This window comes from Mycobacterium sp. ELW1 (genome assembly GCF_008329905.1).
Lineage (GTDB): Bacteria > Actinomycetota > Actinomycetes > Mycobacteriales > Mycobacteriaceae > Mycobacterium.
Map to the genome: position 1 here is coordinate 4,141,490 of NZ_CP032155.1, position 26,953 is coordinate 4,168,442.

Sequence of the window (26,953 nt, forward strand, 5' to 3'; positions counted from 1 at the left end):
GTTCAGCCCTCGACGGGGATGCTCACCGTGACGGTGGTCCCCGCACCGGGGCGCGACCTGACGGTCAGGGTGCCGCCGACCAGCTCGGCGCGTTCAGCCATCGAGAGCATGCCGTACCCACCCGACGACGAGACCGGCCCCGTCTCGAATCCCACCCCGTTGTCGACCACCTCGAGCCTGGCCACCCCGTCCCGGACCGTGAACGTCACGGTGGCGACCAACGCACGAGAATGCTTGACGACGTTCTGAAAGCACTCCTGCGCAATCCGATACAACGCAACCTCGATGTGCTCGGGCAGCCGCTCGTCGGCCAGGTGCAGGTCCAGGTCGACCTCGGGGATCGAGGTGGCAAGGCTGGCCAGACCGCCCAACAGACCGAGGTCGTCGAGGACCGGCGGCCGAAGGCCGCCGATCGCCGACCGGGCCTCGGCCAACGTGAGATCGACCAAATCCCTGGCCTTCTCCAGCTGCTCGGCAGCCGCCGGTTGATCCAGGTCGTCGACGGCGCGGGCCGCCGCATCCAGGCGGTAGGTCAGTCCGACCAGGCGCTGCGAGATGCCGTCGTGAATATCACCGGCCAGCCGGCGGCGTTCGCTTTCCTGGGCGGCGATCACCTGCTCCGCGAAATTCTCGTGCGCGCGTTCACGTGCCGACAGCTGCCGGTGCAGCCGGGCCTGGTGCAGGGCGCCCGCGATCAGCCGCCCGATGACGAGGAGCAACTCGATGTCGCGCGGGGTGAAATCACGCCGCTCGATGGTGTGCACGTTGAGCACCCCCACCAGACCGCCGGGTTCGGTTTCCATCGGCACCGACGCCATCGAGGCAAAGTCCTTGCCGCGCAACGCCGCGATCGGGACGTAACGCGGATCGGCCTCCTTGTCGCTGACGATCACCACGGGTTCGCGATGACTGGCGACCCACCCCGAGACTCCCGAGCCCAGCGGCATCCGGATGCGGCCGACCTGCTCGTCGAACGGCGGGGTGGCACCGGCCAAGGTCAGCGACTGATCGGTGTCGTCCAGGACGTGCACGAAGCAGACATCGGATGCCGTTGTCGCGGTGATCATTCGAGCCACCGCCGCGGCCATCGGCTCCACCTCGGGACCGCTCGACGTCGCGGCGATGATGTCCAGCAGCAGAGCGACTTCCCGGTCGGCGTCCACCAGACCGTGCACGGCGTGCGGGCTCACACCACCGGAGCGACTACTCATCGAAAGATGCCTTCCCGCAACGCCGTTGCCGCGGCGCTGGTGCGGTCGCTGACTCCCAGTTTGCGATAGATGGAGCTGAGGTGGGTTTTGACCGTCTCCTCACCGATCACCAGCTTGCCGGCGATTCCCCGATTCGACAGGCCGGTCACCACCAACGACAGGATCTCGCTCTCGCGCTGGGTGAGCCCGTGCCGGGCGCCGGGCCAGAACTGGTCGCTCTGCAGCCGCGCCGCGGTCTCCGCCGCCCGCGCTGCCAGCCCGGCGTCGATGGCCGTCGAGCCTGCGTGCACACCTTCCAGCTGCCGCACCAGCTCGTCGCTGCTGATTCCCTTGAGCAGATAGCCCGACGCGCCGACGCGCATGGCCTGGAAGAGGTACTGCTCGTCGTCGTAGACCGAGAGCAGGATGACTTTGCGCTGGGGATCGCGCTTGCGGATCTCCCGGCACAAGTCCAGACCGCTGGCACCCTGCATCCGCACGTCGCACAACACGATGTCGGGTTGGAGGTCGAAGATCACGGCCATGGCCTTCTCGGCCCCGACCGCCTCGCCCACCACCTCGACGCGGTCACCGAACGGCGCGAGCATCGCCTTGAGACCCTCGATGACCATTTCGTGGTCGTCGACCAGCACCACCCGCACCGCCATGGACAACACCGTAGTGCCGCAACCACGCCCGCCGGACCGCAATGCCACTCGACACCCGTCAATTACACAGAAAGACCGCTGCCGCAGGTGATTTCGCGGGAAATTCGCCGGAGTGGTCGGCGGTGTCACCACGGCCAAGCGGGTGAGGGGCTCACCCGCCTCTCCCCTGAACGGGGGATGCTGTGCCCCACACTGCGCGCGATACTTCCCCCGTGGCCACGATGCTCTTGGACACGATCAGCCGGAATCGATCCTTCTGGTGGGATCGGGCGCGGTGCGCGCATGACGACGCGCCGGAACTCGACGCGGTCATTTTCGACTTCGACGCGCCGCTGGCGGCCACCGAGCGCGATGCGCACATGTTCCGCGAGCTGATCTGGAGCCTGCACTGCGGCGACATCCGGGTCGGCGTCACCACGGCGGCTCCCCGTGACCGGGTCGAACCGCTGGTCCGCGAGCTCATCGGCGACGGCGTGGTCGAGGTGCTGATCACCGGCGACGACGTCATCCGGCCCAAGCCCGACCCGGAGGTGTATCACCGGGCGCTGTGCGAACTCGGGGTCGGCCCCGAGTCCGCGATGGCCGTCGAGCATTCCCCGGCCGGGTTCCACACCGCGCGTTCGGCGGGACTGGCGACCATCGTCGTCACCACCCTGGGCATCCGGAACCGGGACTTCGCCGGGGCGGCCGCGGTCCTGGATCGCTACGACGGCGACGAACCGCTGTCAGCCGGCCGATGTCGACGACTGCACGAGCAGTGGTGGATCAACCGCAGCCGGCTGACCGCCTAACTAGCTAGCTCTGGCCGCACGCGGCCATACTGGGTCTAATCCGCCTGGCCGCAAGCGGCCATGACGAGCTCCCGCACGCGCGCCGCGTCGGCCTGCCCCTTGGTCGCCTTCATCACCGCGCCGACGATCGCACCCGCCGCCTGCACCTTGCCGCCGCGGATCTTCTCGGCGATATCGGGGTTGGCGGCCAGCGCTTCATCGACAGCAGTCTGAATCAGCGAGTCGTCGCGGACCAGCGCCAGGCCACGGTCGGCCATCACCTGCTCGGGCTCACCCTCGCCGGCGAGCACACCCTCGATGACCTGGCGCGCCAGCTTGTTCGACAGCTTGCCCTCGTCGACCAGCGCGACCACCTTCGCCACCTGAGCGGGCGTGACCGGCAGTGCGGCGAGCTCGATGCCAGCCTCATTGGCCTTCTGCACCAAGAAGTTTCCCCACCACGCCCGGGCCTGCTCACTGCTGGCGCCGGCCTCGACCGTCGCGGCGACCAGCTCGATGGCACCCGCGTTCACGAGGTCGCGCATCACCTCGTCGGAGACGCCCCATTCGTCCTGAATTCGCTTGCGCGACAACCACGGAAGCTCCGGGATGGTGGTGCGCAGCCGGGCCACCAGTTCCTCGCTCGGGGCCACCGGCTCCAGATCGGGCTCCGGGAAATACCGATAGTCCTCGGCGGTCTCCTTGTCGCGGCCGGGCGAGGTGAAGCCACCCTCGTCGAAGTGGCGGGTCTCCTGATGGATCTTGCCACCCTCGACGAGAATCGCTGCCTGACGGCGCATTTCGTAGCGGACCGCCACCTCCACGCTCTTGAGCGAGTTGACGTTCTTGGTCTCGGTGCGGGTGCCGAACTCCTGCTGGCCGATCGGGCGCAGCGACACGTTGGCATCGCAGCGCAGCGAGCCCTGATCCATCCGCACGTCGGAGACGCCCAGTCCGCGCAGCAGATCCCGCAACGCGGTGACATAGGCGCGGGCGACCTCGGGTGCCCGCTCACCGGTGCCCTCGATCGGCTTGGTGACGATCTCGATCAGCGGAACCCCGGCGCGGTTGACGTCCAGCAGCGAGGTGGTCGCACCGTGGATGCGGCCGGTGTCGCCGCCGACATGCGTGAGCTTGCCGGTGTCCTCCTCCATGTGCGCACGCTCGATGGCGACGCGGAAGGTGCTGCCGTCGTCGAGCGGGACGTCGAGATAACCGTCGAAGGCGATCGGCTCGTCATACTGCGAGATCTGGTAGTTCTTCGGCTGGTCCGGATAGAAGTAGTTCTTCCGCGCGAAGCGCGACCAGGGAGCGATCGAGCAGTTCAGCGCGAGGCCGATGCGGATGGCCGATTCGACGGCCGCCTCGTTGAGCACCGGCAACGCGCCGGGCATGCCCAGGCAGACCGGGCAGACCTGGGTGTTGGGCTCGGCGCCGAACGTCGTCGCGCAGGGGCAGAACATCTTGGTGGCGGTCGACAGCTCGACGTGCACCTCGAGCCCGAGCACCGGGTCGAAGCGCGCGATGACGTCGTCGTAGTCGAGCAGGTCAGCCTGCGCAGCAGCAGTCATGCCGTCAATCCTAGTGGGGCCGGTTTTCCGATCCGGACCGGTGAGATCTCAGCCGAAGAAGGCGGCGGCGTCGTCGTAGCGGCTCTGCGGCACCAGCTTGAGCTGGCGCACCGCATCCGCCAGCGGCACCCGGCCGATGTCCTGCCCGCGCAGCGACACCATCATCCCGTACTCACCGGCGTGCGCGGCGTCGGCGGCGTTGACGCCGAACCGGGTGGCCAGCACCCGGTCATACGCCGTCGGGGTGCCGCCGCGCTGGACGTGACCGAGCACGGTGACCCGGACTTCCTTCTTGATCCGCTTCTCCACCTCCATGGCCAGCTGCTGGGCCACCCCGGTGAAACGCTCATGCCCGAATTCGTCGGTGCCACCCTGGCGCAGTTGCATCGACCCCTCGGCCGGCTTGGCCCCTTCGGCGACGACGATGATGAAGCTGGACTCGCCGCGCTGGAAGCGCTTCTTGACCAGCCGGCACACCTCTTCGACATCGAAGGGCTGCTCGGGGATCAGGGTCATATGCGCACCCGAGGACAGCCCGGCGTTCAGCGCGATCCAGCCCGCATGCCGGCCCATCACCTCGACCAGCATCACCCGCTGATGCGACTCCGCGGTGCTGTGCAGCCGGTCGATCGCCTCGGTGGCGATCTGCAGCGCGGTGTCGTGGCCGAATGTGACGTCGGTGCAGTCGATGTCGTTGTCGATGGTCTTGGGCACGCCGACGACCGGCACACCCTCCTCGGACAGCCAGTGCGCGGCGGTCAGCGTGCCTTCGCCGCCGATCGGGATCAGCACGTCGATCCCGTTGTCCTCCAACGTCTGCTTGATGTCGTCCAGACCGGCGCGCAGCTTGTCGGGGTTGGTGCGGGCGGTACCCAGCATGGTGCCGCCCTTGGCGAGCAACCGGTTGTTGCGGTCGTCGTTGTGCAGTTGGATCCGGCGGTCCTCCAGCAGGCCACGCCAGCCGTCCAGGAACCCGACCACCGAAGACCCGTAGCGGGCGTCGCAGGTCCGCACCACGGCCCGGATCACCGCATTCAGACCCGGACAGTCACCCCCACCGGTCAGCACTCCGATACGCATGGGACCTATCCTGCCCCGTCAGATCGCTGTTGGCAGCGAACCGCGGGCAGACTCATAGGCCGCACCTATGCGGTACAGCCGGTCGTCGGCCAACGCGGGCGCCATGATCTGCAGGCCGACCGGCAGATTGTCGTCGGTCGACAGTCCGGACGGCACCGACATTCCGCAGTGCCCGGCCAGGTTCAACGGCAGCGTGCACAGGTCGAACAAGTACATCGCCAGTGGATCGTCGACCTTCTCCCCCAGCCGGAATGCGGTGGTCGGGGTGGCCGGGGACACCAGCACGTCCACCTTCTCGTAGGCGGCGTCGAGGTCACCGGCGATCAGGGTGCGAACCTTCTGGGCCTGGTTGTAGTAGGCGTCGTAATAACCCGCCGATAGCGCGTAAGTGCCAATGATGATGCGGCGCTTGACTTCTGGGCCGAATCCGGCCGCCCGCGTCAGCGCCATCACCTCCTCGGCGCTGCGAGTGCCGTCGTCGCCGACCCGCAGCCCGTAACGCATGGCGTCGAAGCGGGCCAGGTTGCTCGACACCTCCGAGGGCAGGATCAGGTAATAGGCGGACAGCGAGTAGTCCAGGTGCGGGCAGTCCACCTCGCTGACCTCGGCACCCAGCGCTTCGAGCTGCTGCACGGCGGTGTTGAACGAATCCAGCACGCCTGGCTGGTAACCCTCACCGCTGCGCAACTGCTTGACCACACCGATCCGCACGCCCGACAGGTCGCCATGGGCGCCGGCCTTCGCGGCCGCCACCACGTCGGGGACCTGCGCCTCGACCGAGGTGGAGTCGCGCGGGTCGTGCCCGGCGATCACCGAATGCAACAGCGCGGTGTCGAGCACGGTGCGCGCGCACGGCCCGCCCTGATCCAGCGACGACGCGCACGCCACCAGCCCGTAGCGCGACACGGTTCCGTAGGTGGGTTTCACCCCGACGGTCGCGGTCAGCGCCGCCGGCTGGCGGATCGAGCCGCCGGTGTCGGAGCCGATCGCCAGCGGCGCCTGGAAGGCGGCCAACGCGGCAGCGCTGCCACCGCCCGAACCGCCCGGCGTCCGGTCGACGTCCCACGGATTGCGGGTCGGGCCGTAGGCCGAGTTCTCAGTGGAGCTGCCCATCGCGAACTCGTCCATGTTGGTCTTGCCGAGGATCGGGGTGCCCGCGGCGCGCAGCCGAGCAGTCACCGTGGCGTCGTACGGCGACGTCCAGCCTTCGAGGATCTTCGAGCCGCACGTCGTCGGCATGTCGACGGTGGTGAAGACGTCCTTGAGGGCCAGCGGCACACCGGCCAGCGGCGACGGCAGTGTCTCTCCGGCGGCGACGGCGGCATCGACGCGGGCCGCACTGGCCAGTGCCTCGTCGGCGGCGACGTGCAAGAAGGCGTGGTAGCGCTCGTCGGTGGCGGCGATCTGGTCCAGGCAGGCCTGGGTCACCTCGACCGAGGAGACCTCCTTGGCCGCGATCTTCTCGCCCAGGGTGGCGGCGTCGAGCCGGATCAAGTCACTCACTGGGGCTCCCCCAAAATCTGCGGGACCGCGAACCGGCCCTCTGCTGCGGCCGGCGCCTCGGCGAGCGCCTGCTCCTGGGTCAGGCACGACTGAACCACGTCGGGCCTGGTGACGTTGACGTCTTTCAGGGGGTTGTCGGTCGGCTTCACGTCTGCGGTGTCGACGGCCTGAATCTGGCTGACGTGCTCCAGGATGGTGTCGAGCTGGCCGGCGAAGCTCTCGAGTTCGTTGTCGGTCAGGGCCAGCCGGGCCAGCTTGGCGAGCCGGGCGACATCGTCGCGGGAGATCTGGGACACGGTGGTCAAGCCTAGGTGAAAGGGTGATCCGCGTGCCGTGGGGACTGCTTCCGGTTGGGCTGCCGCTGGGCGGGCTGCTGGTCCTCGCCGGCGGCGCGCTGATCCTGCCGCGACCCGGATTGCCGCGGGTGCTCGCCGGGGCGGTGCTGACGCTGACCGTGATCGTGGTGGCGGTGGTCGCGCTTGGCACGGTGGGCCGGCTGACCGGCGTGCTGCTGCTGGCGGTGCTGGCATGGACGACGCTGGCCGTGCTGGTGGCGGCACGGCGAACGCACTGGTGGCGACTGCCGTGGCGTGCCGCGGTGAGTGTCGACACCGTGCCGCTGCTGCTGGTCGCGCTGGCCGCGATGGTGCTGGCGGTGGTGGCCGCCTACTACCTGCCGGTGTGGCAGTGGGACGCGCTCGGCTACCACCTGCCGTACGTGAACTTCGCCCTGCAGCGCGGCACCCTCGCCGACATCCCCGCCGACGTCGCGTACCTGTCCACCTATCCGCACATCGTCGAGGACGCGTTCATCGCGTGGCGGGCGCTGCTGCCCGACGACCGGCTGGTGGAGTTGGCGCACCTGATGTTCGGGCTCATGGGTGCGCTCGCGATCGCCACGATCGCCCGTGAGTCCGGTGCCCGCGGCTCCCACGCGGTGGCCGCCGGGGCGGCCTGGCTGACGCTGCCCGCCGCGTTCCTGCAGCTGCCGACGAACTACACCGACGTGGCGTCGGCGGCTCTGCTGCTGACAGCGGTCGCCTTCGTGGTGGCGCCGGCGCAGCGCCCGCAGCTGCTGCTGGCGGGAATCTCCATCGGGTTGTTCCTGGGTTCCAAACCGAACGCACTGATCGCCGGTGCGCTGCTTCTGGTGGTGCTGACCGTCCGCGCGGTCCGCGCCGGCCACCACCGTGCGCTCGTCGCGGCCTGGCTGGCCGCCCTGGCGCTGGGCGTGCCGACCTACGTGGTCAACGTCGCCCGGCACCACAATCCGGTCTGGCCGGCGCGCATTGACGTCGGCCCGGTGAATCTGCCTGGTACACAAGCGATGTCGACACTCCTGCGGTCGGGGGCGGCGGCACCGCACCTTGATGGCCCACTCCTGACCCGGGTGATCCGGTCGTGGACGACGATCGTTCCGCCGCTACCGGTGTTCGACATGCGGATCGGCGGGCTCGGGCTGGTGTTCCTGGTGGCGCTGCCGGTCGCGCTGATCCGGGCCGCACGCACCCGGTCGCCCGCGGTGTGGGTGTGCTTCGCGGCGGCGCTGGCCACACCGGATCCCGCGGTGGCCCGCTATGTGCTCGGTTTCGCCGGTCTGGTGCTGGCGTTCGCGGTTCCGGTGGTCGGTCGTCTCGGGCGCCGCCGGCGGCAGGTGGTGTTCGCCGTCGTCGCGGCGGTCGCCGCCCAGGGTGTGTGGATCTCCTACCCGGGCCTGACCGGTGAAGGACCGCCGCTTCGCGCCTACGTGCACATGACCCCGGAGCAGCGCCGCGCCGCGGTCGGCGCAGACGGGCCGCCCGGCGACATCGTGACCGTCGTGAACCATCTGCCGCCGGGGGCGATCACGGCCTTCGACAGCAGCGCGGAGCTGCCCTACCTGGCGTGGCCGGACGACCTCTCGCACCGGGCCAGCCGGATTCCCGACGACGTCACACCCACTCAGGCAAGTGATCTGCTCAACGATTCCGGCACCGCAGTCCTGATGGTCGGAGACAACTCCGTCACCGGCCGACTCCTGCAATCTGACCTGCGGTTTCGCCCGGCATTCGGCTGCGGTCCCGCGCCCTGCACGGTGTATCTGCGGCGCTGAGTGGCCGACCCTGCCGGAATGCTGAGTCCAGGCGGCTGTGAAACAGTGTCCGCGTGCCTTCGTATCTGCTGCGGGTCCAGCTGGCCGACCGGCCCGGTAGCCTCGGCTCGCTCGCCGTGGCGCTGGGCACCGTCGGCGCAGACATCCTGTCGCTCGACGTGGTCGAGCGGGGACCCGGCTGGGCGATCGACGATTTGGTCGTCGAGCTCCCGCTGGGCGCCATGCCCGACATGCTGATCACGGCCGCCGAACACATCAAGGGTGTCCGGGTCGACACAATCCGCCCGCACACCGGGCTGTTGGAAGCCCATCGCGAACTGGAGCTGATCGACCACATCGCGGCGGCCGGCGACCGCGCCGCCAAGCTGCAGGTGCTTGCCGACGAGGCGCCACGGGTGCTGCGGGTGGGCTTCTGCACGGTGGCGCGGATGTCGGAGTCAGGCCTGGAACGCGTGGTCGGCAGTTCCGGCGCCCCGGAGACCGCGGCGACCTCCGCGCCGTGGCTGCCGCTGGCGCACGCGGAGGCCCTCGACGGCACCGCCGACTGGGTGCCTCAGGCCTGGCGTGACATGGACACCACACTGGCCGCCGCGCCGCTGGGTGACCCCAACACCGCGGTGCTGCTGGGCCGCCCGGGCGGGCCGCTGTTCCGTCCCTCCGAGGTGGCCCGGCTGGGCTACCTGGCCGGGATCGTCGCGACGATTCTGCGCTGAGTCAGTCGTCGGCTTCGGCCGGCGGTGGCGGTCCCTCGTCCAGCAGGGCGCGGAACCCGTCCTCATCGAGGATCGGCACCCCCAGCTCGACGGCCTTGTCGTACTTCGATCCGGGCGAATCGCCCGCAACCACGTACGAGGTTTTCTTCGACACCGAACCGACCGCCTTACCGCCGCGGCTGATGATGGCCTCCTTGGCCTCGTCGCGGGAGAAGTTCGGCAACGACCCGGTGACCACGATCGAAAGTCCTTGCAGCGTAGGACTGATCGACTCATCGCGGACATCTTCCATTCGCACACCGGCCGCCCGCCACTTGTCGATGATCGCGCGGTGCCAGTCGACGGCGAACCACTCGACCAGCGCGGCGGCGATCGTCGGTCCGACGCCTTCGACGTCGGCGAGCTGCTCCTCGGTGGCGGCCATGATCGCGTCGAGGCTGCCGAACGCCACCGCCAGCGCCCGCGCCGCGGTCGGCCCGACGTGGCGGATGGACAACGCCACCAGGATCCGCCAGAGCGGCCGGTCCTTGGCCTGCTGCAGATTGATGAGGAGGCGGGCGCCGTTGGCGGACAGCGTGCCGTCCTTGGTGGTGAAGAAGTCCGACGTCAGCAGGTCGGCGCTGGTGAGACCGAACAGGTCGCCCTCATCGGTGATGACCTTGGCGGCCAGCAGTGCCGTCGCCGCCTCGTAGCCCAGCCCCTCGATGTCCAGCCCACCGCGGCCGGCCAGGTGGAAGACCCGCTCCCGCAGTTGCGCGGGGCAGGATCGGGAGTTCGGGCACCGGATGTCGACATCGCCCTCTTTGGCCGGCGCCAGCGGGGTGCCGCACTCCGGGCAGTGCGTGGGCATCACGAATTCGCGCTCGGTGCCGTCGCGCAGGTCGACGACGGGCCCCAGGACCTCGGGGATGACGTCGCCGGCTTTACGGATCATCACGGTGTCACCGATCAGCACGCCCTTGCGCTTGACCTCCGAGCCGTTGTGCAAGGTGGCCATGCCGACCGTCGACCCGGCGATCTTCACCGGCGTCATCATCGCGAACGGGGTGACGCGGCCGGTACGACCGACATTGACCTGGATGTCCAGCAGCTTGGTCTGGGCCTCCTCCGGCGGGTACTTGTAGGCGCATGCCCAGCGCGGCGCGCGGGAGGTGGCGCCGAGGCGGCGCTGCTGAGCGAAATCGTCGACTTTGACCACCACGCCATCGATTTCGTGCTCGATCTCGTGGCGGCGTTCGCCCCAGTAGACGATCTTCTCCTCGACGGCGGCCAGCCCCGCCACCCGAGTGGTGTGATCGGAGACCGGCAGGCCCCACGCCTTCAGCGCGAAGTAGGTGTCGTGCAGGGAATCCGGGGCGAACCCGTCGGTGCGGCCGAGGCCGTGGCAGATCATCCGCAGCCGACGGCGGGCGGTGACCGCCGGATTCTTCTGCCGCAGCGAGCCGGCCGCGCTGTTGCGCGGGTTGGCGAACGGCGCCTTGCCCTCCTCGACCAGGCTGGCATTCAGATTCTCGAAATCCGCCAGCATGAAGAACACCTCGCCGCGCACCTCGAGAAGCGCCGGAACCGGGTAATCCTCTGACGCAGTGAGGGTCTCGGGTATGTCGTCGATGGTGCGGGCATTGTTGGTCACGTCCTCGCCGACCCGGCCGTCGCCGCGAGTGGCGGCCCGCTCCAATCGGCCGTCGCGGTACACCAAAGCGATCGCGACGCCGTCGATCTTCAGCTCGCACAGGTACTGCGGATCCGGGCCGATCTCGGCTTCGACCCGGCTGGACCAGGCCGCCAGCTCCTCGGTGTTGAACACGTCGTCGAGGCTCAACATGCGGTCCAGGTGGGCGGCCTCGGCGAAGTCGGTGGTGAAGCCCGCGCCGCCGACCAGCTGGGTCGGCGAGTCGGCTACCCGAAGCTCGGGAAAGCGCTCCTCGAGTGCGAGCAGCTCGTTGAAGAGCCTGTCGAACTCCGCGTCGGAGACGATCGGCGCGTCCTTGATGTAGTAGCGGAACTGATGCTCGCGCACCTCCTCGGCAAGTTCCTGCCAGCGCCGCCGTACATCCGGATCGATGGGATCAACCTCGGGGTCGGACGTCTCTGCAGCCACCCTGGCAGGCTATCGGAGCGCCCCGACAGGCTTCGATCGTGGCAAGGTGGGGCCATGTCGCACCCGATCATGTTCGACGATTCCGATCCGATCCTGGCTCGGGTGCGCAGGATCGCGCTGGCGTTGCCGGAGGCGACCGAGAAGATCTCGCACGGCAGGCCGACGTTCTCGGCGCCGAAGATGTTCGCCGTCTACGGCGGCAGCCAGAAGAACCCCAGCGGCCCGATGATCCGCTACGCCCACGCGCTGCTGGTCAAGGTCGACGACAGCGAGCGCGAGGCGCTGCAGCAGGACGCCCGGTTCTTCTTCCCCGCCTACCTGGGTCCGTACGGCTGGCTGGGCCTGGACTTCGACGCCGCCACAATCGACTGGACGGAAGTCGCCGAACTGGTCGACGCCTCGTTCCGGCTGCAGGCCCCGGCGCGCCTGATCAAACAGCTCGACAGCTAGCCGGTCAACACCGCTTCACGTTCTGAAAACCGTTGTGGCCGTCTTAGATTAGCGCGTGAGACCCGCGCCAGGATCGACGGTCGCATCAGCCGGGCCGGTGAGTCACGCATGCTCAGCACCCGGAAGAACTGGCTGGTGACCATCAGATCGGTTTCCACGGTGAGCACCATGTCGGCGAACTTGTTGTTGATCCGCATTCCCACCGGCCGATCGCCGGCGATCGCCGGCGATCTCCGGTAGCGACAGGTCGGCACCGACGGCGTTGCGCCACGCCATGCGAACCGTCTTGGCCGCCGTCTTGAAGAACCGCCGGGGCAAGTCAGTGTCGCCGTGGCGCAGACAATGACGCAGCGCGATCGCCTCCAATGCGGCCACCGTCATTCCCGCCGGCGGTCACGTTCGCAATACGCATCGGGTGCCGTCGTAGATCGTCGCCATGCACTTCGTGCAGTGCACACACAGCCCCTCGCGGGTGGTGTCCTCTCGAAACTTGTTGATCAGCGCGGGATCGCGCAACAGCGCGCGGGCCATGGCGACGAATTCGAACCCTTCTTCCAGCGCAGATTCGACGGTGTCCATGGTGTTGACCCCGCCAAGCAGGATCAGCGGCATCGTGAGCGCCTCACGGAATTGGCGGGCCAGCGGCAGGAAGAACGCCTCTTCGAACGGGTAGGTGCGGAACATGTGACCGCCGATGACCCGCAACCCCAGCCCGACGATCGCGGGTTGGGCGGCAATGAATTCAGCCATCGGGACATCACCGCGGAAGTAGTACATCGGGTTGAGCAACGAGCTGCCGCCGGTCAATTCCAGCGCGTCGAGGTGACCGTCGGATTCCAGAAGCTGAGCCGTGGGCAGACTGTCGGTGAGCCAGAAGCCGCCGCGCACACCGTCGTCCATGTTGAACTTCGCGGTGACGGCGACGGCGTCCCCGGCCTCGCGGCGGACCCGCTCGACGACCCTGCGCGCCAATTCGGCCCTGCGCCGCATGTCACCGCCGTAGCGGTCTTTGCGTTTGTTGAGGTTCGGGCTGAAAAACGAGCTCACCAGGTACCCGTGACCCAGATGCACCTCGATGGCGTCGAATCCCGCGTCGACGGCGTGGCGCGCGGCGGCACCGAAGTCCTCGATGACCTTGTCGAGTTGGTCAACGGTCGCGCCGCGTACCAATGCCATTGCCGGAGCACTCAATCGGGTGGACGGTGACAGTGTGCTCATGCGGTTGGACCGAGTGTTCGCGACTAGACCCGCATGGCCGATCTGTGCGCACACCAGCGCACCGCCGGCGTGTACCGCGTTGGTCAGCCGGCGCAACGCCGCGGCCCGCCGGCCGTCGAGCACCATCGTGTCCCGGTGGACCCGTCCGCCGGGTGAGACCGCACAGTAAGCGAGGGTGGTCATCGCCGCGCCGCCGCGCGCGACTTCGACGTGGAAATCGATGAGATCGTCGGTAACCTCGCCGCGCGGCATGCGACCTTCGAAGGTCGCCGCCTTGATGAACCGGTTCTTGAGCGTGAGCGGTCCCAGCCTCATCGGAGTGAATGCCGCGGAGGAGGCGACCACTCGATCGCCTGTATATTTCGATGCCATTGGCATCGTAAACTAGCACACGCAGCCACTCGACCAAGAGGCAATTGCTGGAGGAAACATGCTCATCGGCGTTACCGGGGGAACCGGGTACGTGGGTGCACATTGTGTGCGCGCCGTGCTCGCGGCTGGACACCAGGTCCGGCTGCTGGTCGGCCCGGACGCCGACGGCGCGCCGGTGCTGGACCGATTCGCCGAATACGGCGACGCCGAGTTGCTATCCGGCGACATCCGCGACGACGCGACGGTCGACGCCCTGCTCGCCGGCTGTGATGCGGTGCTGCACGCCGCCGGTGTTGTCGGCACCGACAACCGCCGAAGCGAGTTGATGTGGCAGGTCAACGCGCATGCCACCGAGGCGATACTCACGCGCGCCGTGGACAAGGGACTCGACCCGGTGGTCTCGGTGAGCAGTTACAGCGCCCTGTTCCCGCCGCCGTCGGGCGTGATCGGCCCCGACACCCCGACCGCCGAGGGCCGCAGCGCGTACGCCAAGACCAAGGGTTACGCCGATTGCGTGGCCCGGCGACTGCAATCGCAGGGTGCGCCTGTGGTCGTCACGTACCCGTCAAGCGTGGTGGGTAAGGCGTTTCACACCGCACCCGGCGTCACCGAGCGGGGCTGGGCGCCCATCGCGCGGTTCGGCGTCGCGCCTCGGTTGCGGGGCGGTATGCAGATGATCGACGTTCGCGATGTCGCCGACGTCCACGCGGCAGTGATGGTGCCCGGTCGCGGTCCGCGACGGTACGTGTGCGGCGGAGTGATGGTGCCATTCGACGATATGGTGTCGGCGATTGAACGCGGGACGGGGCGTCGTATCACGCGAATCCCATTGAATCCAAGCTTGTTTCGCGGGATCAGCCGCATCGGTGACGTGCTCGGCGGAATCGTGCCGATGGGTGACGGCCTGACCTACGAGGCGGCCCTGCTGCTCACCGCGGCGACGCCGACCGACGACACCGCCACCTTGGGCGACCTCGGCATGACGTGGCGTTCCCCGACCGACGCCATCGTCACGTCGTTTCCGGCGACGTCACCGCGCCGGTGAGGATGCCGATGATGCGGGCACGCAGCGTCTCGGTGTCGTCCTCGACGGCGACCGTGGTCAGAAACAGCGCAGCTCCGGCCGCCATCGCGAGCACGGCTCGTCCATCGCGTTCGGCGTCGTCCGGGTCGCGCGCATCGGCGCCGGTGAACAACGCAACCGCCGGTCCGCTGAAGCCAGACCACAGTCGACGGCGCAATTCGTCGTTCTCGGCCATGGCCAGCAGGAGTCCGGGCACCGCAGCCTTGACCTCGGCGCGCGCGAACAGCTGATGGCTGCCCCGCACAACCCAGTCCACCCACCCCACCAGGTCGGTTCCCGCGAATGGCGCAAGATCGGGGCTCGCCCCGAGGATCGCATGCAGAACGAGCTCAGCCTTCGACGGCCAGCGGCGGTCCAGACTCGATCGACTCACCAGGGAGCGGGCGGCTATCAACCGCATACTCAGCCCTTCCCAGCCCACCTCGACAAGCAGTGCCCGCGTAACCGCGAAGACCCGTTCGTCGATCGATGCGTCCCGCGGGCGCCCAGCGGTCTTCTCACTCTCCACGTCGGTAATTGAACCCCAAGCCGTGGTCGATCCCGGCGCGGCAAGGGAGTGTGCCTCGCAACCCACCATCGCGCGGCAACGCGCCCCTACTCGGCACGGGTAACAGCTAGATCGCGTCGGGATCCTCGGCGACGGCGGCTGCCGCCCGCTCACACAACCCGATCGCGGCGCGGGCCCACGCGGTGTCCGCGCCCGCCAGCCCGCAGGACGGACTGATGCCGACGCGGTCGCGGATGGCATTGCGGGAGAAGCCGATCCGATCGGTGATTGCCACTGCCGTGGCGGCCACCTCCTCGGCGGACGGCCGGGCCGCCGGGGCGCTCGTCGGCACCAGACCGAACACCACCGACCGCCCCGAGTCCAGGAACTCGCCCAACCCGTCGAAGTCGGCGTCACCAAGGGTACTCACATCCACCGAAACCGCATGGATGGCGCTGCGCTGCAACACATTCCATGGCATATCCGCGCAGCTGTGCAGTATCACCTCGGTGCCTGCGGCGGCCACACACTCGTCGAGCAACCCGATGGCGACCGCCTCGTCCACCGGATGCACCGGGCTCATGGCGGTCACCCCGGTCAACCGGCCGGCCAGCGCGGCGAACAGCAGCGGCTCGTCGTACTGCACGACGACCGTCGTCGAGAGCCGGCGCGCCACCTCGGCACGATGCCTGGCCACTCCCTCGGCCAGCGACGACGCCAGGTCGCGCACCGCACCCGCATCGGTGAGCGCCCGGTGTCCGTTGGGAAGCTCGAGCTGGGCGGCCAGTGTCACCGGACCGGGTGCCTGTACCTTGACGGGCCGTCCGGAGCCGGGGCCGCCGGCTTTCTCCCAGGCCTCCTCGATGGCGTCGATGTCCTCGTCGAGCAGACTCTTCGCCCGGCGGGTGACAGCACCGGGGCGGGCGGCGATGCGGTAGCCGCGCGGCACGGTGTCGATGGCGATGTCGACCAGGAGCGCGCCGGCCCGCCCGATCATGTCGGCGCCCACGCCGCGGGCCGGCAGCTCGACCAGGTGCGGCAGTCGGTGCAGCTCCCCGACCACGATCTCGGCGGCTTCCCGCGGGGCGGAACCCGGCCACGAGCCGATGCCGGTGGCTGCCGCGAAATCACTCACCGGGCAACCGTATTGGACACACCCCGCACACCGCACGGCCGGGGGCCTACCGTGATGACATGACGGTGCGCGCGGCAGTGGCCTGCTGCGCTGCCGCGGCACTGCTGACGGGCTGCACCCAGTGGGTCGACGGAGCACCGCTGCGCGCCCTGAGCGAGCCGCCGTACAGCCCGCCGGGCATCGTCGACGTCGACCGAATCATGCTCAGCCAGGCCCAGATCCAGGCCATCACCGGTGGCGGCCAGGACGTGACGATCATTCCGAGCATGGACGGTAAAGCCATGGTGGACGTCGACCCACTGGCCGAGTCGGTCCCCCGCGATTGCCGCTTCATCTTCGCCGAAACCGACACCTTCGGCACCGATGTCGAGGACTTCCACAAAACCAGCTTCCAGTACCCGCCGCGGCGCGCGCTGATCTCAGAAGCGGCCGCGGCCTACCAGGACGAGGCCAACGCGCGGCAGGCGTTCAACACCCTCTCGGCCGCCGTGCACCGCTGCGCCGAGGGCTCCATGGGCGCGAGCCTGGTCGGCGACGTCGATGGCGACGCCGAGTCGCTGCGCACCCGGTCCGGCCGATGCGGCCGGGACTACCGGCTGAGGTCGTCGGTGCTGGTCGAGGTGACGTTTTGCATGTTCCCCGAGTCAGTGCCCGAGATTGTCATGACGAACATTCTCAACAAGATTCCGGGCGGCTGATCGTCGCGCTGGCGACGACTTCGTCGCCCGCCGGATCGGGCCGGTAGAGCACCAGCGTCTGTCCCGGCGCGACGCCACGCAGCGGAACACGCAGGGAAACGCGCAGCTCGTCGCCGACCGCTTCGGCGACGGCGGGGACCACGCCACCGTGGGCACGGACCTGAACCTCGCATTCCACCGGCCCGGTGGGCGCGACACCGGAGGTGAACACCGGGCGGATGCCGGTCAGCGACTGCACCTCGAGGTCTTCTTTCGCCCCTACCCGCACCGTCTGCGACTCGGCGTCGATGGCGGTGACGTACCGGGGCAGGCCGTCCGGCCCGGGGCCGGCGATGCCGAGGCCCTTGCGCTGGCCGATGGTGAAACCGTGCACGCCGTCGTGCTCGGCGAGCACCGCACCGGTGGCGTCGTCGACGACGGCTCCGCGCCGCACTCCGATCCGGGCGCCGAGGAAGGCCTGGGTGTCACCGGAGGGGATGAAGCAGATGTCGTGGCTGTCGGGCTTGTCGGCGACGGACAGCCCGCGACGCGCGGCCTCGTCGCGGATCGCCGGCTTGGGGGTGTCGCCGATCGGGAACGCCGCATGGCGCAACTGCTGGGCGGTCAGCACACCGAGCACGTACGACTGGTCCTTGTCGACGTCGACCGCACGACGCAGCCGCCCGTCGGACAGCCGGGCGTAATGCCCGGTGGCCACCGCATCGAAGCCCAACGCCAGGGCTTTGGCCGCCAACGCGGAGAACTTGATCTTCTCGTTGCAGCGCACGCAGGGGTTGGGGGTTTCGCCGCGCTCGTAGGACGCGACGAAATCGTCGATCACGTCCTCGGCGAACTTGTCGGCGAAATCCCAGACATAGAACGGGATTCCGAGAACATCGGCGACCCGGCGGGCATCGCCGGCGTCTTCTTTGGAGCAGCAGCCGCGCGAACCGGTCCGCAGGGTGCCCGGCTGGCGGGACAGTGCCAGGTGCACGCCGACGACCTCGTGACCGGCGTCGACCATCCGCGCGGCGGCCACCGAGGAATCGACGCCGCCGCTCATCGCCGCCAGCACTTTCATCGCAGCGCCCCCAGTGATGAACTGGCCAGTGCGGCCTGGCGGGCCCGCTCGACCGCGGCGGGCAACACTCGCAGCGCGGCGTCGACATCGGCTTCGGTGCTGGTGTGGCCCAATGACAACCGCAACGATCCGCGGGCGGCGTCGGCGTCGGCGCCCATGGCCAACAGGACATGCGAGGGTTGCGCCACGCCGGCCGTGCACGCCGACCCGGTGGAGCATTCGATTCCGTTGGCGTCCAACAACATCAGCAGCGAGTCGCCTTCACAACCACGGAATGTGAAGTGGGTGTTGCCCGGGAGCCGGCGATCGCCGAGGGCGCCGTTGACTCCGGTGTCGGCGATCGAATCCAGCACGCCGTTGACGAGCCGATCGCGCAGGTAGCGCAGCCGGGCGCCGGTGGCGTCGAGCGATTCGACGGCGACATCGGCAGCCGCCGCCATCGCGACCACACCCGCGACATCCGGTGTGCCCGAACGGACGTCACGTTCCTGACCGCCGCCGTGCAGCAGCGGAACGCAGGCGGTGGCCCGGCGAAGCAGCAGCGCGCCGACGCCCGTCGGTCCGCCGAACTTGTGCGCAGCCAGGCTGATGGCCGACAGGTTGGAGCCGGCGAAGTCCACCGGAATGTGACCGACCGCCTGGACGGCGTCACTGTGGATCGGCACGTCGAACTCGGCGGCCACGGCGGCCAGTTCGGCGATCGGCATGATCGTGCCGACCTCGTTGTTGGCCCACATCACCGTGACCAGCGCCACGTCGTCGTGTTCGGTGAGCGCCTCGCGCAGCGCGGCCGCCGTCACCGACCCGTCCGGTTCGGTCGGCAGGAACGTCACCTCGGCGCCCTCATGCTCGGCCAGCCAGGTGACGCCGTCGAGCACGGCGTGGTGCTCGACGGCGGTGGTCACGATGCGGCGGCGGGCGGGTTCGGCGTCGCGCCGCGCCCAGTAGATGCCTTTGACGGCGAGGTTGTCGCTTTCGGTGCCGCCTGCGGTGAAGATCACCTCGGACGGCCGGGCGCCGAGGCGCGCCGCGATGGTCTCCCGGGCCTCTTCCATCCGGCGGCGGGCGTCGCGGCCCGCGGTGTGCAGCGAAGAGGCGTTGCCGACGGTGGCCAGCGCAGCCGTCATCGCCTCGATGGCAGCAGGATGCATCGGGGTGGTGGCAGCGTGGTCGAGATACACCGGACCGGCGGTCGGGCTCATAGCCCGTCCAGGATACCGGCAGGCGCGCAAGCCTCTTGCCACGGCGAACGTCACCCCAGCGTGACGCTCGGCGCCGAACGTGACTCCGGAGTGACGTTCGGCGGCGAAATCAGCCCGCCAGGGCGTGGCTGTGCTGGAACCGCGGGGCAATCTGCCCACGCACCGCCACCTCGCAGCGGGCCGCCAGCTCACGCCGATCGGCACCCGGCAGCTCCAGGGACGCCACCTCGACGTCGACGACGGTCACCCGGGTCCGCACCGTGCGGCTCAGGGACTGCCACAGCGAGTCGTCTCCCACGAACGCCGTCACCGTCGAGGGCCGCCCGTCGCGGTGGTGGTAGGTCAGCCGGAGCGGCTGCACCGGCCGGCCGGAGTCGACGGCGGCCTGGAACATCGCCGGACGGAACTGGCCGTAGGCCAGCCCGCACCAGGTGGTGCCTTCCGGGAACGCGACGACGGTCTGCCCGTTGCGCAGCCGCTCGGCTACCGTCGCGACGACCTGCGGCAGCCGGCGCAGGCTGGCGCGGTCGATCGGGATGACCTTCATGATCCGCGCCGCCAGGCCGACGGCAGGCCAGTCGATGAGGTCGGCGCGCGCGACGAACGCCCCCGGCAGCACCGAACCGATGACGAAGGTGTCCACCCAGGAGACGTGGCCGCTGACCACCAGCACACCGCGCAGGTTGCGAATCGGGCCGCCCGACACGGTGATTCGCACACCGAGGCAGCGCAGGAAGGTCCGGCAGTACAGCCGCTGGACACGACCGCGCCCCGGCAGCGGCACCGCCAGCAACGGCACCACCATCAGCAGCATCAAGGCCGCCGCGATCCGGTAGGTCGCCCGCATTGCCGCGACCAACCGCCGCGACGGCGGGGCACCGCCGGCGCGCACACAGCTGCTGTCACACAGTGCACGCGGCAGCCACGCGTGCTCGGTCACCGTCATGGGTTTCTCCCGACTCCGTCGGCCATCTCGCCGGCCGCCGACACCGACCTCAGCCTGGTCAGGTAGCGCGTATCGGCCTGCCGCTTGTCCAGCAGGGCCGGGAAGTCGCCGACGCCGAACTCGGGGTCGTGCGCGGGTTCTCCGCACACCCGGGCGCCCAGGCGCAGGTAACCGCGCATCAGCGGCGGGATCGTCGGCCGGGCCGGCGGGGCGATGTCGTCGAGACCCTTACCGCCCAGCACGACCGGCCGGTACGGATACACCGTGTGCTCGGCTGCGGCGGCGTGGCGGCGCAGCACGAAATCGCGCACCCCGCGAACCTGGCTGCCCGGGGCGCCGGCTGGATCTGTCGGGTGCGTCGGCACCGAGACACACCCGGTGACGTAGTCGTATCCGCAGCGGTCCAGATAGGCCAGGATGCCGGCCCACATGAGCAGCACCACCGCGCCGTTGCGGTGGTCGGCGCGCACCACCGCGCGGCCCATCTCCACCAGCGACGGCCGCAGCGCGTCCAGCGACCTGACATCGAATTCGGTTGCGGTGTAGAGACTTCCGGCGGCGATCGCACCGGGCGGCGGCAGCATGCGGTAGCAGCCGACGACCTCTCCGGAGATGTCTTCGCGCACCAGCAGGTGGTCACAGAATTCGTCGAACCGGTCGGCGTCACGGCCGTCGCCGTCGGCGGGCAGCGTGTAGCCGGGTTCGGTGGTGAACACCTGATACCGCAGCCGCTGGGCCGCGTCGATCAGGCTGGGGTCGGTGGACAGCAGGAGTGAGTAGCGCGGGCCGCGCAGCGCGGCGGATTCGTTTCGGTCGGGGGCTATGAGTACGGATGCAGTGCTCATACCTGAACGGTTGCTGAGCCGTTCGGCGAGATGTCAACGCCAGCGTGACGTGTTCGTGCACGCTCGATGACCAATAAAAGCGACGGCCCCCGAACGCCGTGCGGGCGCGCGGGGGCCGTTGCCTTGGTGCTGTGAGTTAACCCTTGCGGGACTTGACCGCGTCGGTCAGCTGGGGCGTGACGTTGAACAGGTCACCGACGATGCCGTAATCGGCGATCTCGAAGATCGGTGCTTCCTCGTCCTTGTTGACCGCGATGATCGTCTTGGACGTCTGCATGCCCGCGCGGTGCTGGATAGCCCCGGAGATGCCCAGCGCGATGTACAGCTGCGGCGAGACCGTCTTTCCGGTCTGGCCCACCTGGAACTGGCCCGGGTAGTAGCCGGAGTCGACGGCGGCACGCGATGCACCGACGGCGCCACCCAGCGAGTCGGCCAGGTCCTCGACAACCGAGAACTTGTCGGCACTGCCGACACCACGGCCACCGGAGACCACAACGCTGGCCTCGGTGAGCTCCGGGCGGTCGCCGGCCACGGCGGGCTCGCGCTTGGTGATCTTGGTGGCGTTCTCGGCCTGTGCGGGGACCTCAACGGTCACCTGCTCGCCGGCACCGGCTTCAGGCGCGGCGTCGACGGCACCCGGGCGCAGGGTGATCACCGGGGTGTCACCGGTGGCCTTGGCCTCGACGGTGAAGGCGCCACCGAAGATGCTGTGGACACCCACTCCGCCTTCTTTGACCTCGACGACGTCGGACAGCACACCGGCGCCGGTCCGTGCGGCCAGCCGGCCCGCGATCTCCTTGCCGTCGGCGTTGGCCGCCAGCAGCACGGCGGCCGGGGTGGCCGACTCCACCAGCGACGCCAGAACGTCGACGAACGGGGTGATCAGGTAGCCCGCGGCATCGTCGGATTCGGCGACGTAGATCTTGGCCGCACCGGCGGCCTTGAGGTCGTCGACGAGCGGCGCGGCGGTGCCGGGGGCACCGACCACGACGGCCGACGGCTCGCCCAGGGCACGGGCGGCGGTGATGAGCTCGGCGGTGACTTTCTTCACCGCACCTTCGGCGTGCTCGACGAGCACAAGTACTTCAGCCATAGCTGTTCAGCCTCTTTGTCTTTCGAGTGGTCCGGGAAGGAATTAGATGATCTTTTGGGCGACCAGGTACTGGGCGATCTTGCTGCCGCCGTCGCCTTCGTCGGTGATCTTCTCGCCTGCGGTCTTCGGCGGCTTCGGCGTGGACGACAGCACCGAAGTGCCGGCGTTGGCCAGGCCGACCTCGTCGCCCTCGACGCCGATCTCGGCCAGCGTCAGGGTGGTCACTTCCTTCTTCTTCGCGGCCATGATGCCCTTGAAGGACGGGAAGCGCGGCTCGTTGATCTTCTCGTTGACGCTGATCACCGCGGGCAGTGAGGCCTCGAGGGTGAACACGCCGTCGTCGGTCTCGCGCTCGCCGGTGATCTTGCCGCCCTCGACGCTCACCTTGCGCAGGTGCGTCAGCTGGGGCAGGCCGAGATACTCGGCGATGATGGCCGGGACCGCACCGCCGGTGCCGTCGGTGGCCTCGTTACCGGCGATGACCAGCTCGGTGCCCTCGATGGCGCCCAGCGCGCGGGCCAGGGCCCAGCCGGTCTGCACCATGTCGGAGCCGTGCAGGCCGTCGTCGAGCAGGTGCACGGCCTTGTCGGCACCCATCGACAGCGCCTTGCGGATCGCCTCGGTGGCGCGCGCGGGCCGGCGGTCAGCACGGTGACGGTGCCCGCGGCGTCGCCTTCGCGCTCCTTGATCAACAGCGCCTCTTCAACGGCACGCTCGTTGATCTCGTCCAGCACGGCATCGGCGGCGTCGCGATCGAGCGTGTAGTCACCGTCGGACAACTTGCGCTCGGACCACGTGTCTGGGACCTGTTTGATCAGGACCACGATGTTCGTCATGAGTCTTCTACGTCCTCCTGGCAGGCGTCCTGCGGCCAGAAAAGGTCGCAAGACTTTTGGTCATTCCGCAACACACATCATGTTACCGATGGGTAACTTAGAGTGGTTCGCACGATCACCATAGCTGGTCGAAGTTTGTGTATTAGCAGCCCATCGGTACCGAGCAGTTCGCGAACCACCAACTTCGGGTTAGCCTGCCTTGCAATGAGCGCATTCGTGACTGACGCCGGTGACAGCGGGTTGCCGCTGACCGGCGAACGGACCATCCCCGGGCTGGCGGAAGAGAATTACTGGTTTCGCCGCCACGAGGTGGTCTACCGCCGCCTTCTCGACCTTTGCGCTGGCCGTGACGTGCTGGAAGCGGGCTGCGGCGAGGGCTACGGCGCCGACCTGATCGCGTCGGTGGCGCGCCGGGTGGTGGCCGTGGACTACGACGCGGCGACGGTCGCGCACGTGGCGGCGCGCTACCCCAGGGTCGAGGTCCTCGAAGGCAACCTGGCGGCCTTGCCGTTGCCGGACGCTTCAGTTGACGTTGTGGTGAACTTCCAGGTCATCGAGCATTTGTGGGATCAGCCACAATTCGTGGCCGAATGCGCTCGGGTGCTGCGGTCCGGTGGCCTGCTGCTGATGTCGACGCCGAACCGCATCACCTTCTCCCCCGGGCTGGACACCCCGGTCAACCCGTTCCACACCCGCGAACTCAACGCCCACGAACTGGCCGAGCTGCTGACCGACGGCGGCTTCTTCACCTTGCAGTCGATGAGCGGCGTGTTTCATGGGCCGGGCTTGACCGCGATGGACGAGCGCCACGGCGGCTCGATCATCGACGCACAGATCGAGCGGGCATTGGCCGACGCCCCCTGGTCCGACGGCCTGCTGGCCGATGTCGCTGCCGTGCGCTGCGACGACTTCGAGCTCCTCGAAGCAGGATCACTCCCCGGGTCGCTTCGCTCTCCCCCTCGCCTGCGGCCGGGCGGTACCCCCAGCCCGCCGGCCGAGCGCGACATCGACGACAGCCTGGATCTGGTGGCGATCGCGGTGCGCGTATGAGTCCTGAACAGCAGGTGCCCGGGCAGTTCACCCTGGTCCTGCACACCCATCTGCCGTGGCTGGCCCACCACGGTCGCTGGCCGGTCGGCGAGGAATGGCTCTACCAGTCCTGGGCGGCGGCATACCTCCCGTTGATGCGGGTGCTGCGGACGCTGGCCGCCGAAGGCCGCCGCGGCGTGCTCACCCTGGGCATGACACCGGTGGTCACCGCACAACTCGATGACCCCTATTGCCTGGACGGCATGCACCGGTGGCTGGCCAATTGGCAGCTGCGGGCACTCGAAGCGGCCACCCTGCGCACCCCGACCGGTGCCGGCGCCGGTACCGCGACAACCCCGGAAGCATTGCGCGAGTTCGGAATCCGTGAATACAACGAGGCCGGGCGGGCCCTCGACGAGTTCAGCACGCTGTGGCGGCACGGTGCCAGCCCGCTGCTGCGCCAATTGATCGACGCCGGAACCGTCGAGCTGCTGGGTGGCCCGCTGGCCCACCCGTTCCAGCCGCTGCTCAATCCGCGGCTGCGCGAATTCGCGCTACGCGAGGGCCTGGCCGATGCCGGCCAGCGCTTCGCGCATACACCCACAGGCATCTGGGCACCCGAATGTGCTTACGCACCAGGCATGGAACACGACTACGCCGCCGCCGGAGTCGGACACTTCATGGTCGACGGGCCGTCGCTGCACGGTGACACCACCCTGGGCCGGCCGGTCGGAACGACCGATGTGGTGGCGTTCGGCCGTGACCTCCAGGTCAGCTACCGAGTGTGGTCGCCGAAGTCGGGCTACCCCGGCCATGCCGCATACCGCGACTTCCACACCTACGACCATCTGACCGGGCTCAAGCCCGCTCGGGTCACCGGCCGCAACGTCGACTCGGATGCCAAGGCCCCCTACGACCCACAGCGCGCCGACAACGCGATCGACACCCATGTCGCCGACTTCGTCGGGGTCGTCCGGCAGCGGTTGATCTCGGAGTCGCAGCGCATCGGCCGTCCCGCACACGTGGTGGCCGCCTTCGACACCGAACTGTTCGGGCACTGGTGGTACGAGGGCCCGATCTGGCTCGAGCGGCTGCTGCGTGCACTGCCCGAGGCCGGCGTTCGGGTGGGCACACTCAGCGACGCACTGTCCGCCGGGTTCGTCGGCACGCCCGTCGAATTGCCGCCCAGCTCTTGGGGATCCGGCAAGGACTGGCAGGTCTGGGCCGGCGAGCAGGTGGCCGACATCGTCGCGCTCAACAGCGAGGTCGTCGACACCGCTCTGACGACTGTCGACAAAGCGCTCGCGCACCGAGGGGCCGCTCCCAGCCGGGATATCGTCGCCGACCAGATCCTGCGCGAGACGCTGCTGACGGTGTCCAGCGACTGGCCGTTCATGGTCAGCAAGGATTCCGCGGCCGACTACGCGCGCTACCGCGCACACCTGCATGCCCATGCCGCCCGGGAGATTTCCGACGCGCTGGCGTCGGGACGCCGCGACGCCGCCGAACGGCTGGCCGCGGGCTGGAACCGGGCCGACGGGTTGTTCGGCGCACTCGACGCCCGGCGGCTGCCCCGATGAAAATCCTGATGGTGTCGTGGGAATACCCGCCGGTGATCATCGGCGGGCTGGGGCGTCACGTCTACCAGCTGGCGACCGCGCTGGCCGCCGACGGTCACGACGTCGTGGTGCTTTCCCGCCGTCCGTCCGGCACCGATCCCAGCACACACCCGACCACCGACGAGGTGCACGAGGGTGTGCGGGTGATCGCCGCCGCGCAGGACCCGCACGAATTCGAGTTCGGCCGCGACATGATGGCGTGGACGATGGCCATGGGCCACGCCATGATCCGCGCCGGACTGACCTTGCAGGCCAAGGGCTGGCAGCCTGACATCGTGCACGCCCACGACTGGCTGGTCGCGCATCCCGCCATCGCGCTGGCTGAATTCTTCGACGTGCCCATGGTTTCCACCGTGCACGCCACCGAGGCCGGGCGGCATTCCGGCTGGGTGTCCGGCCAGATCAGCCGCCAGGTGCACGCGGTCGAATCCTGGTTCGTCCGGGAGTCTGATTCGCTGATCGCCTGCTCGGCATCCATGGCCGACGAGATCGCCGAGCTGTTCGGGCCGGACCTGGCCGAGATCGTCGTGATCCGCAACGGAATCGATTCCAGCCGTTGGCCTTTCGCTCCTCGTCAAGCCTCCGCGGGTCCGCCGGAACTGTTGTACATCGGCCGGCTCGAGTACGAGAAGGGCGTGCATGACGCGATCGCGGCGCTGCCACGTATCCGGCGCACCCATCCGGGAACGACGTTGACGATCGCCGGCGACGGCACCCAGCAGGACTGGCTCGTGGACGTGGCCCGAAAGCACAAGGTGCTCAAGTGCGTTCACTTCGCCGGCCGGGTCGACCACGACGAGTTGCTGCGCCTGCTGCACCGCGCCGACGCCGCGGTGCTGCCCAGCCACTACGAGCCGTTCGGTATCGCCGCGCTCGAGGCGGCCGCAGCAGGCATCCCGCTGGTCACCTCCACCGCCGGCGGACTCGGCGAAGCCGTCATCGACGGCGAGACCGGAGTGTCCTTCCCGCCGCGCGACGTCACCGCGCTGGCCGCGGCCGTGCGTCGCGTTCTCGACGATCCGGTCGCCGCGCAGCAGCGAGCGATCGCCGCGCGGGACCGGCTGACGTCTGATTTCGACTGGCACACCGTGGCAGCCGAGACCGCTCAGGTGTACCTGGCCGCCAAGCGCCACGAACGCGATCCCCTACCGCGCCGGCCGATCGTCGAGCACGCACTGCCGGGGCGCTGAG

The 26,953-nt window shown here is 69.0% G+C and carries 25 protein-coding genes and 1 pseudogene; 9 read left to right on the forward strand and 17 right to left on the reverse strand.

Going from position 1 to position 26,953, the window contains the following annotated elements; translation table 11 throughout:
* Window positions 1-2: 2 nt before the first annotated feature.
* The gene (locus D3H54_RS19650) at window positions 3-1,211 is read right to left on the reverse strand and encodes a GAF domain-containing sensor histidine kinase (protein ID WP_149380474.1); all 1,209 of its coding nucleotides are present in this window, start codon (window positions 1,209-1,211) and stop codon (window positions 3-5) included.
* Window positions 1,208-1,858, reverse strand: a complete 651-nt coding sequence (locus D3H54_RS19655; protein WP_149380475.1) for a response regulator — start codon at window positions 1,856-1,858, stop codon at window positions 1,208-1,210. The genes D3H54_RS19650 and D3H54_RS19655 overlap by 4 nt, the downstream gene beginning before the upstream one ends.
* 221 nt (window positions 1,859-2,079) lie before the next feature.
* On the opposite strand from D3H54_RS19655, the gene D3H54_RS19660 reads away from it, so the two are divergent.
* The gene (locus D3H54_RS19660; RefSeq protein ID WP_286199303.1) at window positions 2,080-2,649 is read left to right on the forward strand and encodes an HAD family hydrolase; all 570 of its coding nucleotides are present in this window, start codon (window positions 2,080-2,082) and stop codon (window positions 2,647-2,649) included.
* 35 nt (window positions 2,650-2,684) lie between these two features.
* On the opposite strand, the gene gatB is transcribed toward D3H54_RS19660, so the two are convergent.
* From gatB to gatC, 4 genes are read right to left on the reverse strand one after another with little or no spacing between them, the layout of a single operon-like run.
* Entirely contained in the window at window positions 2,685-4,199 is a 1,515-nt protein-coding gene (gatB, locus tag D3H54_RS19665; protein WP_149380477.1) for an Asp-tRNA(Asn)/Glu-tRNA(Gln) amidotransferase subunit GatB, read from the reverse strand.
* A 48-nt stretch (window positions 4,200-4,247) separates the two neighbouring features.
* A complete protein-coding gene (locus D3H54_RS19670) occupies window positions 4,248-5,279 on the reverse strand; it encodes an ATP-dependent 6-phosphofructokinase (RefSeq protein ID WP_036339260.1) in 1,032 nt (343 codons plus the stop codon).
* Window positions 5,280-5,297: 18 nt separating this feature from the next.
* Complete coding sequence (gatA, locus tag D3H54_RS19675; protein WP_149380478.1) at window positions 5,298-6,782, reverse strand: Asp-tRNA(Asn)/Glu-tRNA(Gln) amidotransferase subunit GatA; 1,485 nt, start codon at window positions 6,780-6,782, stop codon at window positions 5,298-5,300.
* A complete protein-coding gene (gene gatC / locus D3H54_RS19680; RefSeq protein ID WP_149380479.1) occupies window positions 6,779-7,078 on the reverse strand; it encodes an Asp-tRNA(Asn)/Glu-tRNA(Gln) amidotransferase subunit GatC in 300 nt (99 codons plus the stop codon). Before gatC ends, gatA begins: the two co-directional genes overlap by 4 nt.
* 23 nt (window positions 7,079-7,101) lie before the next feature.
* On the opposite strand from gatC, the gene D3H54_RS31840 reads away from it, so the two are divergent.
* Complete coding sequence (locus D3H54_RS31840; RefSeq protein ID WP_286198937.1) at window positions 7,102-8,874, forward strand: hypothetical protein; 1,773 nt, start codon at window positions 7,102-7,104, stop codon at window positions 8,872-8,874.
* 53 nt (window positions 8,875-8,927) lie between these two features.
* Window positions 8,928-9,587, forward strand: coding sequence for an ACT domain-containing protein (locus D3H54_RS19690; RefSeq protein WP_149380480.1), 660 nt, complete (start codon window positions 8,928-8,930; stop codon window positions 9,585-9,587).
* Between the two features lies 1 nt (window position 9,588).
* Here D3H54_RS19690 and ligA read toward each other — a convergent pair whose 3' ends face one another.
* Window positions 9,589-11,652, reverse strand: coding sequence for an NAD-dependent DNA ligase LigA (ligA, locus tag D3H54_RS19695; RefSeq protein WP_149383637.1), 2,064 nt, complete (start codon window positions 11,650-11,652; stop codon window positions 9,589-9,591).
* Between the two features lie 90 nt (window positions 11,653-11,742).
* Here ligA and D3H54_RS19700 point away from each other — a divergent pair, with 90 nt between their 5' ends.
* The gene (locus D3H54_RS19700) at window positions 11,743-12,138 is read left to right on the forward strand and encodes an MmcQ/YjbR family DNA-binding protein (RefSeq protein ID WP_149380481.1); all 396 of its coding nucleotides are present in this window, start codon (window positions 11,743-11,745) and stop codon (window positions 12,136-12,138) included.
* Here D3H54_RS19700 and D3H54_RS19705 read toward each other — a convergent pair.
* Both D3H54_RS19705 and D3H54_RS19710 read right to left on the reverse strand, forming a co-directional pair.
* Window positions 12,135-12,341, reverse strand: coding sequence for a hypothetical protein (locus D3H54_RS19705; RefSeq protein WP_149380482.1), 207 nt, complete (start codon window positions 12,339-12,341; stop codon window positions 12,135-12,137). The genes D3H54_RS19700 and D3H54_RS19705 overlap by 4 nt on opposite strands.
* Window positions 12,342-12,531: 190 nt before the next feature.
* Window positions 12,532-13,734 (reverse strand): NADH:flavin oxidoreductase, encoded by a 1,203-nt coding sequence (locus D3H54_RS19710; protein ID WP_149380483.1) that lies wholly within the window; start codon window positions 13,732-13,734, stop codon window positions 12,532-12,534.
* Window positions 13,735-13,786: 52 nt separating this feature from the next.
* Here D3H54_RS19710 and D3H54_RS19715 point away from each other — a divergent pair, with 52 nt between their 5' ends.
* The gene (locus D3H54_RS19715) at window positions 13,787-14,773 is read left to right on the forward strand and encodes an NAD-dependent epimerase/dehydratase family protein (protein ID WP_149380484.1); all 987 of its coding nucleotides are present in this window, start codon (window positions 13,787-13,789) and stop codon (window positions 14,771-14,773) included.
* Here the strand turns inward: D3H54_RS19715 and D3H54_RS19720 are convergent.
* Both D3H54_RS19720 and D3H54_RS19725 read right to left on the reverse strand, forming a co-directional pair.
* Entirely contained in the window at window positions 14,739-15,320 is a 582-nt protein-coding gene (locus D3H54_RS19720; protein WP_149380485.1) for a TetR/AcrR family transcriptional regulator, read from the reverse strand. The genes D3H54_RS19715 and D3H54_RS19720 overlap by 35 nt on opposite strands.
* A gap of 106 nt (window positions 15,321-15,426) precedes the next feature.
* Complete coding sequence (locus D3H54_RS19725) at window positions 15,427-16,434, reverse strand: uroporphyrinogen decarboxylase/cobalamine-independent methonine synthase family protein (RefSeq protein WP_149380486.1); 1,008 nt, start codon at window positions 16,432-16,434, stop codon at window positions 15,427-15,429.
* Window positions 16,435-16,493: 59 nt separating this feature from the next.
* Between D3H54_RS19725 and D3H54_RS19730 the strand changes: the two genes are divergently transcribed.
* Complete coding sequence (locus D3H54_RS19730; protein WP_149380487.1) at window positions 16,494-17,132, forward strand: sensor domain-containing protein; 639 nt, start codon at window positions 16,494-16,496, stop codon at window positions 17,130-17,132.
* On the opposite strand, the gene mnmA is transcribed toward D3H54_RS19730, so the two are convergent.
* The 6 genes and pseudogenes from mnmA to D3H54_RS19760 all read right to left on the reverse strand — a co-directional run bounded on the left by mnmA (window position 17,110) and on the right by D3H54_RS19760 (window position 23,114).
* Window positions 17,110-18,192 (reverse strand): tRNA 2-thiouridine(34) synthase MnmA, encoded by a 1,083-nt coding sequence (gene mnmA / locus D3H54_RS19735; protein ID WP_149380488.1) that lies wholly within the window; start codon window positions 18,190-18,192, stop codon window positions 17,110-17,112. The genes D3H54_RS19730 and mnmA overlap by 23 nt on opposite strands.
* Window positions 18,189-19,394, reverse strand: coding sequence for a cysteine desulfurase family protein (locus tag D3H54_RS19740; protein ID WP_149380489.1), 1,206 nt, complete (start codon window positions 19,392-19,394; stop codon window positions 18,189-18,191). Before D3H54_RS19740 ends, mnmA begins: the two co-directional genes overlap by 4 nt.
* A 109-nt stretch (window positions 19,395-19,503) precedes the next feature.
* Window positions 19,504-20,340, reverse strand: a complete 837-nt coding sequence (locus D3H54_RS19745) for a lysophospholipid acyltransferase family protein (RefSeq protein WP_149380490.1) — start codon at window positions 20,338-20,340, stop codon at window positions 19,504-19,506.
* A complete protein-coding gene (locus tag D3H54_RS19750; protein ID WP_149380491.1) occupies window positions 20,337-21,185 on the reverse strand; it encodes a GNAT family N-acetyltransferase in 849 nt (282 codons plus the stop codon). The genes D3H54_RS19745 and D3H54_RS19750 overlap by 4 nt, the downstream gene beginning before the upstream one ends.
* A gap of 136 nt (window positions 21,186-21,321) precedes the next feature.
* Complete coding sequence (locus D3H54_RS19755; protein ID WP_149380492.1) at window positions 21,322-22,278, reverse strand: electron transfer flavoprotein subunit alpha/FixB family protein; 957 nt, start codon at window positions 22,276-22,278, stop codon at window positions 21,322-21,324.
* 42 nt (window positions 22,279-22,320) lie between these two features.
* Window positions 22,321-23,114, reverse strand: a pseudogene (locus D3H54_RS19760) (electron transfer flavoprotein subunit beta/FixA family protein).
* A gap of 135 nt (window positions 23,115-23,249) precedes the next feature.
* Between D3H54_RS19760 and D3H54_RS19765 the strand changes: the two are divergent.
* The 3 genes from D3H54_RS19765 to D3H54_RS19775 are packed head-to-tail and all read left to right on the forward strand — an operon-like array spanning window position 23,250 to window position 26,952.
* Window positions 23,250-24,164, forward strand: a complete 915-nt coding sequence (locus D3H54_RS19765) for a class I SAM-dependent methyltransferase (protein WP_432246356.1) — start codon at window positions 23,250-23,252, stop codon at window positions 24,162-24,164.
* The gene (locus tag D3H54_RS19770) at window positions 24,161-25,723 is read left to right on the forward strand and encodes a 1,4-alpha-glucan branching protein domain-containing protein (protein ID WP_149380494.1); all 1,563 of its coding nucleotides are present in this window, start codon (window positions 24,161-24,163) and stop codon (window positions 25,721-25,723) included. The genes D3H54_RS19765 and D3H54_RS19770 overlap by 4 nt, the downstream gene beginning before the upstream one ends.
* Window positions 25,720-26,952 (forward strand): glycosyltransferase family 4 protein, encoded by a 1,233-nt coding sequence (locus D3H54_RS19775; RefSeq protein WP_149380495.1) that lies wholly within the window; start codon window positions 25,720-25,722, stop codon window positions 26,950-26,952. The genes D3H54_RS19770 and D3H54_RS19775 overlap by 4 nt, the downstream gene beginning before the upstream one ends.
* The last annotated feature ends 1 nt before the right edge of the window (window position 26,953 follow it).